The organism is Phaeobacter sp. JH20_02 (assembly GCF_048056915.1).
Lineage (GTDB): Bacteria > Pseudomonadota > Alphaproteobacteria > Rhodobacterales > Rhodobacteraceae > Phaeobacter > Phaeobacter bryozoorum.
The window spans coordinates 476,160-490,954 of record NZ_JAYMVP010000022.1 but is presented as its reverse complement, the minus strand read 5'-3'; the positions used below and the strand labels follow the sequence as shown (position 1 = coordinate 490,954).

The window sequence follows — 14,795 nt, the reverse complement described above, 5'->3', positions numbered from 1 at the left end:
CGCCCAGAAGGGCCGGCCGCTGCGCCCTGACCAACCGTCGCGGACCACCCGAAACAGATGGAGGGAGCCGATGTTCCAGACCTTCGACGTGACAGCCCGCCCGGAACAGGGCCCGCCCCGCCTCAAGGCTTTGCGCACCGAATTGCAGCGCGAGGGGCTCGACGGCTTTCTGGTGCCGCGCAGCGATGCCCATCAGGGCGAATATGTCGCCCCCGGCGATGAACGTCTGGCCTGGCTCACCGGATTTACCGGCTCTGCGGGCTTCTGTGCCGTGCTGCGCGATGTGGCCGGGGTGTTTATCGACGGGCGTTACCGCACGCAGGTAAAACAGCAGGTCGCGGAGGTCTTTACCCCGGTGCACTGGCCCGAGGTACAGCTGGCCGATTGGCTGAAGGAGCAGCTGCCGACCGGGGGGCGCATCGGCTATGACCCCTGGCTGCATTCGGCCAGCCAGATGCAGGGGCTCGATCTGCACGGGTTTGAATTCGTGCCGGTCGACAATCTGGTGGATCGCATCTGGCAGGATCAGCCCACCCCGCCGGTGCAGCCCGTCATCGCCCATCCGCTCAGCTATGCAGGTACATCCGCCTCCGAAAAGACCGCCTCTCTGGCCCAAGAGCTGCGCGACGCCGGACATAGCGCCGCCGTGATCACCCTGCCAGATAGCATCATGTGGCTCCTGAACATCCGCGGCAGCGATATCGCCCACAACCCGGTCGCCCACGGGTTTGCCATCCTGCACGCCGACGCGCGGGTCGATCTGTTCATGGCGGAAGAGAAGCTGACGGGTGTCAGGGATCACCTCGGCGCGGATGTGGCCGTTCATGCGCCGCAGAGCTTCCTGTCCGCCGCGGCTGAGCTCGCGCAGGCCAAAGATGCCTCCGTCACCGTCGATCTGACGACCCTGCCCCGGATCGTCGCCGATCAGCTCGGCGATGCGCTGGTTGCGGCCGGTGACCCCTGCGCCCTGCCCAAGGCCCGCAAATGCGCCGCCGAGATCGCAGGCAGCGCCGCCGCTCATCTGCGCGATGGTGCCGCCGTGGTGGAAACCCTCGCCTGGCTGGACGCCCAGCCCCCCGGCAGCATCACCGAAATCGACGTGGTCAAACATCTCGAAGCCACCCGCCGCAAGGATCCGAAGCTGCGCGACATCAGCTTTGAAACCATTTCGGGCACCGGCCCCAATGGCGCCATCATCCACTACCGGGTCAGCGAGGACAGCAATGCCGCGCTGCTGGACGGGCATCTGCTGGTGCTGGACAGCGGCGGGCAATATCTGGACGGCACCACCGACATCACCCGCACCCTCGCCATCGGCACCCCACCGCAGGAAGCCCGCGAGGCCTATACCCGCGTTCTGCAAGGCATGATCGCCATGTCCCGCCTGCGCTGGCCCAAGGGGCTTGCCGGTCGCGACATCGAGGCGGTGGGACGAATGCCGCTCTGGCTGGCCGGGCAGGACTTCAACCACGGACTTGGCCACGGGGTCGGCGCCTTCCTCAGCGTACATGAAGGCCCCCAGCGGCTCAGCCGTGCCGGCACCGTACCGCTGGAACCCGGCATGATCCTCTCCAATGAACCGGGATATTACCGCGAAGGCGCTTTTGGTATTCGCATTGAGAACCTGTTGGTGGTAGAACCGGCGCCTGAGCTGGACAGCGCCGACGCCGAACGCGAAATGCTGAGCTGGCGCACCCTGACCTACGCCCCGCTGGACCGCCGCCTGATCGTGGTGGACCTGCTCACCACGGCAGAGCGGGACTGGCTGAACGCCTATCATGCGGATGTAGCCGCCAAGATAGGACCCAACGTAACAGACCCGGCACAACGCTGGCTGGATGCCGCAACGGCGCCGCTGTGATACCGCAGTGTTACATCTGAAGACGACATTGATCCGTGACGAACGACGTGAAGGAAAAGACCATGACAAAGATCCATATTCGCAAAGCAGAAGGCACCTGGGTGGTGCGCTCCGGTGGTGCTGTGCTGGGCGAGAGCAGCAACGCGCTTGAGCTGAGCGAGGGCGATCTGGCGCCCGTCATCTATTTTCCCCGTGGCGACATCGCGACAGCCTTCCTCGACCGCAGCGACAAGACCACCCACTGCCCGGCCAAGGGCGATGCCAGCTACTTCTCGATTGTGAACAAATCATCCGTGACCGAAAACGCGGTCTGGAGCTACGAAACACCCAATGAGGCCGTAGCGCAGATCAAGGACCACCTTGCCTTCGTCACCGGTGACACCGTGAAAGTGGAGCGGATCTAGGCCCGCCCCGATCGGCAAAAATACGCTCTTATGCAGTCAGGGCGCCCCGTCTCGGGGCGCCTTTTTCGTGGATAAGCAGCCTTTCGCTCATCAGGAAACCGCGCTGGGAACCGGGCAACCTACCGCCCGCAGGCCCCGGCGCAGCGGCGCACGATTGTCGGAAAACGCCATCTGATGGGTCGCAAACGGATCCGAAAAACGGCCACTGACGCGGTCGGAAAACTCGGACTTCACATATTCTCCCGACACAGCAATTAGAAAGATGCACGTATAACGATCATATTGATCGTTATTTCGCTACCGTTTTTGCAGGCCAAAGAGAGCCCGCCCGGAACCCTGCCCCAGGACCAAATAAGATACCGACGAAGAAACAAATAGGCGCGACGGATGTCGCATGCCCCCCTAGTTCAGGATGGTCTGACAAAGATGCTGACGCGCGGCCTCGACGGCCTCACCGGTACAGAACATCTGTGCATCCCGTGCGCTTTGAACGACATAGTCGATCAGGGCCTCATAAGACGCCCGCTCATTTTCCTGCTCTACTGCCTTCGCCACTGTTTCAGCCTCTGTCGGGCTGATTGTTTTGTGTTGCATGTTTTCACTTCCGAAGAATGATCACCATTATCCTTATGTTAACCATATTTAAGCCGCTGGGCCGATAAAGGTTAAAATTTCTTCTGGAAAAAAGCGAACACCCGTTTCAGAAATATCACATATTTGGGATCGTCTTTTGCGGGTAAACTTGTCTTTAAGCGACGGCTTTATGGGAAATGTCGCAAATTGACGATGAGCCGCCGTAGTTTTCAATCCTCAACTATGCTCCTCCGCAGCCGCCGCAGCCAGCGCACGGGTGTAGGCTTTCAGCGAATCAATGTGGTAAAGGGCCCCGATGAGATTCGGCGGATTATCGCCGCCCTCCCCTTCGGCCAGTACCGGCAGATAGCTGAGATCGGCCCGGTCGAAGATCGGCATCGCGGCCTCCAGCGAGGCCGAGGCGCGGACCGACAGCCCCTGGTCAATCAGCGCGGCGCAGTCCTCCGCGCTGGCGCAACGCGGATCGCCCAGGGGCCGCATCACCGCTCCGGCGCGCAGCATCGACAGCAGATAGGCCTGTGGCCCCGCCGCGCAATGAATATTGCGCCGCTCCAGCTGGGTGAGAAAGAACGACCGGTCGACAATCCGCGACGCCAGCGCCGTCGACATCGACACCGCCACCATCACCGCCAGGCCGATCTGCCAGTCGCCGGTCAGTTCGAACACGATCAGCGTCGTGGAAATCGGCGCGCCCAGCACCGCCGCCGCCACGGCGCCCATCCCGGCAAAAGCATAGAGCGTATGCGTCCCCGACACATCCGGCAGCACAGCGGTCGCAATCAGCCCAAAGGCGAGCCCGGTCAGCGCCCCGACCATCAGCGACGGCGAGAACACCCCGCCCCCCATGCGCCCGCCCATGGTGATCGCCACGGCCGCGGTTTTGACCATGGCAAAGAGAATGGTCTGATGCAGCACCAGCGCGCCCGTGAGGGCCAGAACCGTGGTTTCATAGCCAACGCCAATGATATGGGGAAACCAGACCGCAAGCCCGCCCAGCAGCAGGCCAGAGGCCGCCGGACGCAGCCATCGCGGCAGACCCAGCTTTGTCTGCACAGCATTGCCGATTTCCTCGGCAAAGAAGATCGACCGCATCAGCACCACCGCCACGATCCCGCAGATCAGCCCAAGCATCAGAAAGGCCGGCAGCTCGACGTAGAATTGCAGCGCCCCCGGCGTGATCAGGTCGAACTCCGTCACATCGCCATATTCCAGCCGGTTGATCACGGTTCCGGCCACCGAGGCGATGACAATGGGCGCAAAGGCATGGACCGCGAAATGCCGCAGCACCACCTCCAGCGCAAAGAGCGCCCCGGCGATAGGCGCATTGAAGCTGGCAGAGACCGCCGCCGCCACCGCACAGCCCAGGAGATCGCGCCCGGTGATGCCATCGGCCTGAATGCGATTGCTGACCCAGGTCGAGATCACCCCCGCCATATGCACCACCGGCCCCTCGCGACCGGTTGATCCGCCGGTACTGAGCGTGATCAGAGAGGCACAGGCAGACGCCAGACCGGCGCGAATTTCCACCCGCCCATCGCCAAGCGCAGCCCCCTCGATCACATCGGCAACGGATCGCACCCGGGCATCCGGCGTAAACCGGTGCAGGATCAGCCCCACCACCAGCCCGCCAAGGGTCGGAATGATCATCAGCCAGTACCAGGGCATGTCCTGTGCGAAACTATGCAGGAAATTCACATCCTCCGCGCCATAGACCCAGGCCTGAAAGGCAGTGATCCCCTTGCGGAAGAACAGCGCCGCAAACCCGGCAGCGATCCCGATCAGCAAGGCGATAAACCAGAATTGAAACTGGCTCGGCCCCCGGTGGCGCAGCACCCGCCAGACATCCCGCACGCCAGCAACCCCCTGAGCCAGCTGGGCGGAAATGGCGGAGCGTATGGTCTGTGGCATGAACCCGATTGTCCCGGTGTCGTTCTTGTCTGTTTACGCGGCAAACTATCGGCAGGTTGGTTAAGCCATCGTGAAAACTCAACAGCTTAGAACGATCCGGGCAACAGTTTTAGCTCAGCCCACCAGCAGCGCCCTGGCGGCAGCGCGGGCCTCCGAGGTGATTGTATCACCTGAAACCATACGCGCCAGCTCATCGACCCGTTCGTCCTCATCCAGCGGCACCACCTGCGACAGCGTCTGCCCGTCGACAACCTGCTTCTGCACCCGCCAATGATGCGCACCCTGGGCCGCCACCTGCGGCGAATGGGTCACAACCAGCACCTGCCCGCCATCGGCCAGCGCCTTCAGCCGCCGCCCCACCGCATCCGCCGTCGCGCCGCCCACGCCGCGGTCGATCTCGTCAAAGATCATCGTCTGATTGCCGGTCTCGCCGCGCAGGCAGACCTTCAGCGCCAGCAAAAAGCGGCTCAGCTCACCGCCCGAGGCGATCTTGTTCAGCGGTCCCGCCGGCGCGCCAGGGTTTGTGGCCACAGTAAAGGCAACCGCGTCCTTGCCCTCCGGTCCCGGCTCGGCCTCGGTCAGGCGTGTTTCAAACACCGCGCGTTCCATCTTGAGCGGGGCCAGCTCAGCCATCACCGCCGCATCCAGTGCCGCCGCCGTCTCCCGCCGCGCCGCCGACAGCTGCGCCGCCGCCCCCGTATAGGCCGCCTCGGCCTCGGCCAGTGCGGCCTCCTGATCGGCGAGATCCTGATCCCCGGCATCCACCGCCGCCAGTTTCTCGCGCAGGGTTTCAGCATAGCCGCCCAGATCATCGGGCAGCACATCATGTTTGCGGGCCAGCGCGCGGATGGCAAACAGCCGCTCCTCGCTCTCTTCCAGCTCACCGGGATTGAACTCCAGCCCGTCGAGCACACGGGCAACGCCATCCTGCGCCTCACCCAGCTCGATCATCGCCCGCAACAGCGCCGCAATCGGCGCATCCAGCGCCGAGTCTGCCTGCGCAGAGACCCCTTCCAGCCAGCGCTGCGCATCCCCCAGTGCCGTCTCGGCACCATCGGTCAGGATGCTCTGGGCGCGCTGGATATCGCCACGGATCCGCTCGGCGGACTGCATCTCGCGGCGGCGCTGATCCAGTGCAGCATCCTCGCCGGGCTGCGGGTCAAGCGCGTCCAGCTCCGCCACCGCATGGCGCAGGAAATCCTCTTCGGCGCGGATGGCCTCCAGCGCGGCGCGGGTTTCGGCAACGCTCTTTCGGGCGCGGCTGGCAGCGGCCCAGCGATCGCGGACGGTCCGCAGAAGATCGCCAAGACCGGCAAACTCATCCAGCATGGCGCGGTGGCCGCGCGGGTTCAGCAGGCCCCGGTCATCATGCTGGCCATGCAATTCCAGCAGCGTGTCTGACAGCGCCCGCAGTACCTCGCCCGAACAGCGCCGGTCATTGACCCAGGCGGTCTTGCGTCCCTCGGCGGTGTTCACCCGGCGCAACAGCAGCGTATCGCCTCCGGGCAGCCCCGCCTCAGCCAGCACCGCATGGGCCGGATGGTCGGGCGACAGCTCGAACTCGGCCAGCACCTCTCCCTGTTTGGCCCCCTGGCGCACCAGTTCGGCCCGGCCCCGCCAGCCCAGCACAAAACCCAGCGAATCCAGCAGGATCGACTTGCCGGCCCCGGTCTCCCCGGTCAGCACGTTGAGACCCGGCTGAAAATTCAGCTCAAGATGGTCGATGATCAGGATATCGCGAATATCAAGCGCGCGCAGCATGGCCCGGCCCCAATTGCGGAAGTGGCAATTACAGCCACTCCCCCTTGATGGACTGACGGTAGATCTGGCTCAACCAGTTGTTGCCGACATCGCGCATTTTCAGCCCGTTGTCTGTCAGCAGCTTAAAGCTGTCCTCATACCATTCGGTCGATTGATAGTTATGGCCCAGAATGGCACCGGCGGTCTGCGCCTCATTCACCAGCCCCAGCGACAGATAGGCCTCGACCAGACGGTGCAGCGCCTCTGCGGTATGGGTTGTGGTCTGGAAATCCTCGACCACAACGCGGAACCGGTTCACCGCCGAGGTATAATGCCCCTTGCGCAGATAGTAGCGGCCGATCTCCATCTCCTTGCCCGCCAGATGGTCAAAGGCAAGGTCGAACTTCAGGATTGCCGAGCTCGCATATTCGCTGTCCGGGTAGACCTCGATCACGGTGCGCAGCGATTGCAGCGCCTGAAAGGTCAGGCCCTGATCGCGGCCCACTTCGTCGATCTGATCATAGTAGCTCAGCGCCAGCAGATACTGCGCATAAGCGGCGTCTTCTTCGGTCGGGTAGAAGTCGATATAGCGCTGTGCGGCAGCGCGGCTATCCTCGTAGTCACGCCCCAGATGATAGGCATAGGCCTGCATGATCAGGGCCTGTTTCGCCCAGGAGGAATAGGGGTAAAGACGTTCGATCTCGGAGAAGTAAAAGGCCGCATCCTCGGTCCGGTTGCGCTCCATCTCGAATTCGCCGCGCTCGTAGATCTGCTCCGGGGTGAACCCGTCAAGTGGCTGCGAACTCTTGGCCGCGCCCCCGTCTCCGCCACATCCCGAAAGCGCAGCTACGAGTAGAACCGCGCCGATGGTTTTGGCTGCCGCCCCCATGCCCATCATGTTCGCCTAACCTCACCGTCATTTACTTACGGGTGTGAACCCCGGTTCTGCCCGGTCTAGCACATTCAATTGACGCGCAAAACGTCTTTAACCGATTTCCCGCCCACTTGGCAGAGAAAGCGCGGCGGGGTCAAGAGTGCGAAGCAGCCCCGGCCCGCCACAACATGGCCCACGCCAGCCGATACCCCATGCCGCGCCGGGGTTCGCCGCAACCGAAAACATTGGTCAATATGAGGTGAGCGCTGCAAGGGTTCGAACCAAACGGGATCTGGACAAATCCCGGCAAGCCGCGTTGGGGCACGCTAAGGCCGCGCGCTGCGCCGTGAAGCCGCCGGTGTGATCTTCGAACCGCCCCGCCCCTCTAGGGTCACGACCTAAGGACGGCTCGAAGATCTCCCCCGGTGCCCCCGGCGCAATCTGCCCCGGTCGGGCTGCGCCAACGCATAGGCCTGTATTGGATCGAACTGTGGTGCAGTCTGCGCCCGGCGTCTGTGCTGCAATCATCAGTTCGCGAGTGACCGGAGTGCTGTCGTTGCAGCCCGCGGTCCGGTTGGCGCCGGGTGCACCCCGATTGTCCGGGGGAACCCAGGTTGAACGTCAGGCCCCCCAGCCGACGTTCCCGCCCGATAGCCTCAATTCAGTTACGCAACGCGGCGCGCATCGGTCGGGATCTCCGCCCAGACCAGCCCCTGCCCCGGCAGGCGCGCTGTCATCGCCGCATCGCAGCTCACCTGACGCACCGCGCCGGGTGTCGCAAAGACCGCCCGCAGCAATGTGTTGGTCAGCGAATGACCGGCACGCTCGCCGATATAGTGGCCAAAGACCGGGCCACCCGCCAGCGACAGATCACCAAGCGCGTCCAGCATCTTGTGGCGCACCGGCTCATCCGAGTGGCGCAGCCCCGCGCCGCTCTCGACCTGCGGGCCGTCGAACACAACCGCGTTCTCGCCGGGGACACCACCCAGCGCCAGACCATTGGCCTGCATGCTTTCGACGTCAACGCGACGGCAGAAGGTGCGGCTGTCGCAAAGCTCACGCGCAAAGGCACCATTGCGCAGATCCAGCGTCTTGCTCTGACGGCCAATCGCCGTCTCGGCAAAGTCGATGTGGAACTCGATGGTCAGGCGGTTGCTCGGCAACAGGGTGGCGGTGGCACCGTCATGGCTGACACTCACCGGCTTCAGGATCTGATAGGCGGTGACCGGCGCCGCAAGGCGCTGAATACCGGTCTGCATGATGCCCCGCACGAAATGCGCCGAAGACCCATCCATGATCGGCACTTCCGGGCCGTCGATATCAATCATCACATTGTGGATGCCACAGCCCGCCAGCGCGGCCATGATATGCTCCACCGTGGAAACCGAAACACCGGAGGCATTGACCAGCCGCGTGCACAATGGCGTCCGCTCGACCCGGTCCCAAAGCGCCGGCACCATGGTGTTGCCCAAAGCGATGTCAGTGCGCCGGAAGCAGATGCCATGGCCAGCCGATGCAGGCTTCAGGATCATGCGAACGGGTTTGCCGGAGTGGAGCCCCACACCGTCAAACGTCACTGATGCTTTAAGCGTATTCTGCACGATGGCCTCATTCCGTAAGGGTGGGCCGTACTTGGGCCCTTGTTGCGGAACAGAGGTAAGGTGTCACTTCGTTAGGCTCAACTCAATCTTTGTAACGGAATGAAACATCCCTGTAACAGATCGGCAAAACCCTGCCCAACCGGCACCAACCCGCTGATTCAAAACGAAAAAAGGTCGCCATATGGCGACCTTTTTGACTTATATGTGATCAGCTCAGTTGGCTTGACGGCGCAGGAATGCGGGAATTTCGATGCGTTCCTGCTCAGGGTTCGCCTGCCGCTGCGGCTGCGCTGCGGGTGCCGCCTGCTGGCCGTGATGCGCAACCTGGGACTGGTGCATCGGGGCCTGCTGTGCGGCGGCCTGCTGCATGGGCGGCTGCTGACGTACCGGTTGCTGCGGCTTGGCGGCCTGGCCTTCAGCGGCGCTGCCGGTCATGCGATGGATCAGCGAATTGAGCCCAAAGCGGCGCTGTTCGTGACCCGCTGCGGCGGGCTGCTGCACCTGCTGAGGCTGCTGCTGCACCTGCTGCGGGGCCCGCGGCTGAACCGTGTCGATCGACGGGCGCTGCTGCATCTGTGTCTGCTGCATCGGCTGCTGAGGCTGGGCGCGCTGCGCAGCCGCCTGAAGCCGCACGATCGCCTCTGGCGACGGGGTACCGGGTGCGGGCGCCTTTGGTGCCACAAAGCTCTCGGCCTGATGGGCCGCAACTTCGGCCTGCGGCTGGAATTCCGGCGCGGGCGTGCCCTGATAGGCCGGTGCGGGCAGACCGTCGGCGCCCAGCTGTTCGCCCGCGTCCTCCAGCACCTCTTCATAGTGACCTTCAGCGGCGGCCTGACCATCGTCGAATTCCGCAAACAGCGACGGCTCTTCCTGAGCGGCGACCACGGGTTCGGCGGCAGCTGCGGGCTGCTCAACCGGGGTGCTCAGCTCCAGCGGCGCGGCGCTGCGGCTGTCTTCGACGCTGACGGTCTGCTTCAGCGGTGCCGACATCGGACGGCGCGGCACCGGAATGTCGGTGTGCACATCCACGGCATCAATACCGGTCGCCACAACGGAAACCCGCATCTTACCTTCCATCGCGGTGTCGAGGGTCGAGCCGACGATGATGTTTGCGTTGGGATCGACCTCTTCGCGAATGCGGTTGGCCGCTTCGTCCAGTTCAAACAGGGTCAGGTCATGTGCGCCGGTGATGTTGATCAGAACACCCTTCGCACCCTTGAGGCTGATTTCGTCCAGCAGCGGGTTCGCGATGGCCTTCTCGGCGGCCTGCACGGCGCGATCTTCGCCCTCGGCCTCGCCGGTGCCCATCATCGCCTTGCCCATCTCGTCCATCACGGCGCGCACGTCCGCAAAGTCGAGGTTGATGAGACCCGGACGCACCATCAGATCGGTCACGCCTTTGACACCCTGATAAAGGACATCATCCGCCATCGAGAACGCCTCGGTGAAGGTGGTCTTTTCATTGGCCAGACGGAACAGATTCTGGTTCGGAATGATGATCAGCGTATCGACGACCTTTTGCAGGGCTTCGACACCCTCCTCGGCCTGACGCATCCGCTTGTTGCCTTCGAACTGGAACGGCTTGGTGACAACACCAACGGTCAGCACACCCAGTTCACGGGCGGCCTGCGCGATGATCGGCGCAGCCCCGGTGCCGGTGCCGCCGCCCATACCTGCGGTGATAAAGCACATATGCGCCCCCGCGAGGTGATCAACGATCTGTTCAATGCTTTCTTCAGCGGCGGCAGACCCAACCGAGGGGCGCGCGCCGGCGCCCAGACCTTCGGTGACTTTGATGCCCAGCTGGACGCGGCTTTTGGAGGCGCTTTGCTGCAGCGCCTGCGCGTCGGTATTGGCGACGACAAAATCCACGCCGTCCAGCTGTTTGTCGATCATGTTGTTGACGGCATTGCCGCCTGCCCCGCCGACGCCAAACACGGTAATCCGGGGCTTCAGCTCTTCCTGGCCGGGCATCGAAAGGTTCAAGGTCATGCTCGTTCCGCCTGTGTTATCAGCCCTCCCGCAAGGGCCTATTCCTGTCCATCTTTGCGACAATCCTACCGCGCAGCACGAGTCGCGTCATCCAAAAAAGCGCTATTTTCCACAAAATATAGACATAGTATTGTCTAATTTCGCGACATTTCGCCGATTTTGGCAAATGCTGTGGAAAGCCCAGCAACACACCACAACATGACGGCAGCCTCCGAAAACCAAAGCCCTCGAAAGCACATCTCGTCACTGATACTGGTGGCCACTGCTCGGCCTACATGCGCCGCATGATGCGGTCGTTACCGGAACATTAACGCGGCAGGATTTCGCTGTCACCCGCGAAACCGCCTTGCCAGCGAAGTTTTTCGTTAACATTTGATTAATGAAGGCGGCACTGCGAAGGCGCGGAGCGGGCCTGTCCCCCCTACTCCGACAGAGGCCTCACCAGTTGTCGCGGAACCATTTTACCGCCCGTTTCAGCGTGCCGCTGGCGTTGCGGTCCACCGGCATCTCAAAATCCCACCACTCATCCTGCGGATGGGCGGCAAACAGGCTGAGACCAACGGCGGAGGCAAAGCCGGGACCGGTTGCCGACTGCGGCAGGCCGTGAACCCGCAAAGGCCGGCCGAGGCGCACCTGCTGCCCCAGAACCCGGCTCGCCAGCCCGTCCAGACCCATAATCTGGCTGGAGCCTCCGGTCAGCACGATCTGCTGGCTTGGCAGGCTGTCAAACCCGGCGGCATCCAGACGGGCGCGCACCTCTTCAAGGATCTCTTCGACGCGCGGCCGCATGATCCCGATCAGTTCAGCCCGGCTGACAGTGCGGCGGTCATGTTCCCAGTCGCCGGTATCGGCGTGGATATCAATCATCTCGCGGTCATCGGCGCCGGTGGCATGGACGCCACCGTGAAAGGTCTTGATCCGCTCGGCGTTGGCCGTTGGCACCCCCAGCCCCATAGAAATATCGCTGGTGATGTGATCACCGCCCATACGCACCGCATCGGCATAGATCATATGTTTCTTCATAAAGACCGAAATCGAGGTCGAGCCGCCGCCCATGTCGATACAGGCCGCCCCCAGCTCCTGCTCATCCTCAACCAGTGCCGCAAACCCGGACGCATAGGCCGAGGACGCGATGCCCGCCAGCTCCAGATCACAGCGCTGGATGCAGCGCACCAGATTCTGCACGGTCAGCGCATCAACCGTCAGCATGTGCATATCCGCTGCAAGGGTCTGCCCCATCTGCCCGCGCGGGTCATTCAGACCCGACCGGTTGTCCAGCGCAAAGTTCACCGGCTGGGCATGCAGCACCTCGCGTCCAGCGCCATATTCCGGCACCTCGCAGGCCGCCAGCACGCGGGCGATTTCATTCTCGGTCACCACCTGACCTTCCAGATCCACCTGCGCATCCAGCCCGTAGGATCGCGGATTGGCCCCGGAAAAACAGGCGATCACGTGATCCACCCGCACCTCGGCCATCTTCTGCGCGGCCTGAACCGCCGTGCGGATCGCGCGTTCGGTTTCCTGCATGGCGGTGATCTCGCCGAACTGCACCCCGCGCGAGCGCGTGGTGGCCGCGCCGATCACCCGGAACCCCGACTGCCCCGCCAGGGACCCAATGGAATTATCCTCGCTCAGCCGCCCGGTGCCGTCGAAACGCAGCACCAGACAGGCAATCTTGGAACTGCCCACATCCAGAATGGCCACAACACCGCGCTGCATCGCCTGACGTCGCATCTGCCGCATGGCTCTTTGGGATTGGTAGAGATCGGTCATATCATAGCCCGCCTGCGTTCAACTGTCGGATCCGCCACCAGTCCTCGACGGCGTTTTCGGTCATTCTTACGGTTGGACGCGCCGCCAGGCGCATATCCACCACCGCCACATCACGCTCCAGAAGGTCGCGCACTTCGCTGACGGCAATCACCCGCTCCAATGCGGGCACCGGATTTTCGGCCGGCAGCATGATCCGCTGGCCACGGTCCAGCACCAGATCCCAGCGCCGTTCGCCAATCCGCACCAGCCCACGCATCCGCGGTCCCAGCGGCTTGGCCACCGCAAACAGCCGCAGCGCCTCCTCAATGGCGTCGTCGGCATTGCGCCCGGCCACCAGCGGCAGATCCGGGTGCATATTGCGCGCGCCCAGCTCAGCCACATGCACGCCATTGGCATCCAGCAGCGCCAGACCTTCGCGGCTGCGCCAGACAACTGCGGGTTTGCGCTCTTCCACCGTGACCTGAAGCACCCCACCCGGGCGGATCCGCACATCCGCCGTCCGCACCGGATCCAGACCGGTGATTTCATCGCGGATCTGGGCCAGATCCAGATCGAAGGAGCTGATGGGAAAATCAATCGGCACCACTTCGCGAATATCTTCGGCCACGCTGCGCCCCGCCCCGTCGATGGCCATCACATTGACCATGAATTCGGGGCGCTCCTCGATCGAGGCCCGCAGATCGCTGATCATCACCTGCAACCGGTCGCGTCGCGCCTCATCGGCCATGAACACGGTGCCGGCCACAAAGACCAGACAGAAGGGAATGCCAAAACGCACACCAAAGCGAATGCCCGGGGTCAGCATCCAGCGCTGGATGCGATAGGTCAGACGGGAGGGGGCAGGATCGGAACGCCCCTCGCGAGGTTTGCGAAACCGCGTGATCAGCGAGGGCATGTCGCATCCTCAACCAACCAGGCGCAGAGCTGCCCGAATGTCATACCCACATGTTCCGCCTGCTCCGGCGTCAGCGACGTCGGCGTCATTCCGGGCTGGGTATTGGTCTCCAGCAGGATCAGCCCCTCGGCGCCGCGCGTCTCGTCCCAGCGAAAATCGGTGCGGCTGATGCCCCGGCACCCCAGCGCCTCATGGGCCTTCACTGCATGTTCGAGACAGAGCGCAAAGATCTCCTCCGGGAGATCCGCAGGCAGCACATGACGCGAGCCACCGGGTTTGTACTTGGCGTCATAGTCATACCAGCCGTCGGTCAGGATATCGGTCACCGTCAGTGGTCTGTCGCCCAGTACGGTGGTGGTCAGCTCGCGGCCGGGGGCAAAGCTCTCGACCATCACCTGATCGGGCATGTCCTGCGACAGCTGCGGCGGACCGTTGGCGACTTCATTCACCAGATAGACCCCCACGCTGGAGCCTTCGTTATTCGGCTTCACCACATAGGGCGGCGCCATCACATGGCCGGCCATCACCTCGGTCTTGGAATAGATGCCGCTCTCGACAACCGGCAGACCTGCGGCCCGATAGATGGATTTGGCCCGCTGCTTGTCCATCGCCAGGGCAGAGGCCAGCACGCCGGAGTGGGTATAGGGGATGCCGAGCCATTCCAGGAGCCCCTGCACGCAGCCATCCTCGCCCCAGCGGCCATGCAGGGCGTTGAACACCACGTCAGGACGATCCGCCTGCAAACGCGCCGCGAGATCCGGACCCGCGTCCAGTTCTGTAACCTGATATCCCTCGTCCCGCAGCGCGGTGGCGCATTCGCGCCCTGTGGACAAAGACACCTCGCGTTCAGCCGAGGGACCACCCATCAATACCGCCACTTTCGGGAGTGTCCTGCTCGACTTACTCACGACAAGCGCCTCAAATGTTCCGGGGCTTCTCGCCCCTTGTTATGCGGTCGTAAATTGACCCCAATTCGCGCAGGCCAAGGCCTGCTTTTTCGTCTTGCGAGGCTTATTCCCCGCACCGGACGGACCACTGTGGTTCGCTGTCACCACATTAACGTCATAAACGTTACCGGCCCGTTAACAGTGCCTTTACCAAGATCGCGCTTTTCCAGTTCGCCAGCTGCTGCGATTCCCACAGGAGCGACCTG

General features: G+C 63.2%; 11 protein-coding genes. 2 read left to right on the top strand and 9 right to left on the bottom strand.

Going from position 1 to position 14,795, the window contains the following annotated elements; genetic code table 11:
- Nucleotides 1–70: 70 nt before the first annotated feature.
- Both VWY34_RS09120 and VWY34_RS09115 read left to right on the top strand, forming a co-directional pair.
- The gene (locus tag VWY34_RS09120) at nucleotides 71–1,861 is read left to right on the top strand and encodes an aminopeptidase P family protein (protein ID WP_416545364.1); all 1,791 of its coding nucleotides are present in this window, start codon (nucleotides 71–73) and stop codon (nucleotides 1,859–1,861) included.
- Nucleotides 1,862–1,923: 62 nt separating this feature from the next.
- Nucleotides 1,924–2,265: a DUF427 domain-containing protein gene (locus tag VWY34_RS09115; RefSeq protein ID WP_340545056.1), complete on the top strand. Its 342-nt coding sequence runs from the start codon at nucleotides 1,924–1,926 to the stop codon at nucleotides 2,263–2,265.
- Nucleotides 2,266–2,667: 402 nt separating this feature from the next.
- On the opposite strand, the gene VWY34_RS09110 is transcribed toward VWY34_RS09115, so the two are convergent.
- The 9 genes from VWY34_RS09110 to VWY34_RS09070 all read right to left on the bottom strand — a co-directional run bounded on the left by VWY34_RS09110 (nucleotide 2,668) and on the right by VWY34_RS09070 (nucleotide 14,550).
- Nucleotides 2,668–2,859 (bottom strand): hypothetical protein, encoded by a 192-nt coding sequence (locus VWY34_RS09110; protein ID WP_340545054.1) that lies wholly within the window; start codon nucleotides 2,857–2,859, stop codon nucleotides 2,668–2,670.
- Between the two features lie 216 nt (nucleotides 2,860–3,075).
- Entirely contained in the window at nucleotides 3,076–4,767 is a 1,692-nt protein-coding gene (locus VWY34_RS09105; RefSeq protein WP_340545053.1) for a chloride channel protein, read from the bottom strand.
- A 114-nt stretch (nucleotides 4,768–4,881) separates the two neighbouring features.
- Nucleotides 4,882–6,528, bottom strand: a complete 1,647-nt coding sequence (gene recN / locus VWY34_RS09100) for a DNA repair protein RecN (RefSeq protein ID WP_340545052.1) — start codon at nucleotides 6,526–6,528, stop codon at nucleotides 4,882–4,884.
- A gap of 28 nt (nucleotides 6,529–6,556) precedes the next feature.
- Nucleotides 6,557–7,405 carry an outer membrane protein assembly factor BamD gene (locus VWY34_RS09095; protein WP_340545051.1) on the bottom strand — a complete coding sequence of 283 codons (849 nt, stop codon included), beginning with the start codon at nucleotides 7,403–7,405 and terminating at the stop codon, nucleotides 6,557–6,559.
- A gap of 641 nt (nucleotides 7,406–8,046) precedes the next feature.
- Nucleotides 8,047–8,982: a UDP-3-O-acyl-N-acetylglucosamine deacetylase gene (lpxC, locus tag VWY34_RS09090; RefSeq protein WP_416536765.1), complete on the bottom strand. Its 936-nt coding sequence runs from the start codon at nucleotides 8,980–8,982 to the stop codon at nucleotides 8,047–8,049.
- Nucleotides 8,983–9,195: 213 nt separating this feature from the next.
- A complete protein-coding gene (gene ftsZ, locus VWY34_RS09085; protein WP_416545362.1) occupies nucleotides 9,196–10,974 on the bottom strand; it encodes a cell division protein FtsZ in 1,779 nt (592 codons plus the stop codon).
- Between the two features lie 438 nt (nucleotides 10,975–11,412).
- Nucleotides 11,413–12,747, bottom strand: a complete 1,335-nt coding sequence (gene ftsA / locus VWY34_RS09080; protein ID WP_014874087.1) for a cell division protein FtsA — start codon at nucleotides 12,745–12,747, stop codon at nucleotides 11,413–11,415.
- Nucleotide 12,748: 1 nt separating this feature from the next.
- Nucleotides 12,749–13,642 (bottom strand): cell division protein FtsQ/DivIB, encoded by an 894-nt coding sequence (locus VWY34_RS09075; RefSeq protein WP_340545048.1) that lies wholly within the window; start codon nucleotides 13,640–13,642, stop codon nucleotides 12,749–12,751.
- Nucleotides 13,630–14,550, bottom strand: a complete 921-nt coding sequence (locus VWY34_RS09070) for a D-alanine--D-alanine ligase (protein WP_416545360.1) — start codon at nucleotides 14,548–14,550, stop codon at nucleotides 13,630–13,632. The genes VWY34_RS09075 and VWY34_RS09070 overlap by 13 nt, the downstream gene beginning before the upstream one ends.
- Nucleotides 14,551–14,795 lie beyond the last annotated feature (245 nt).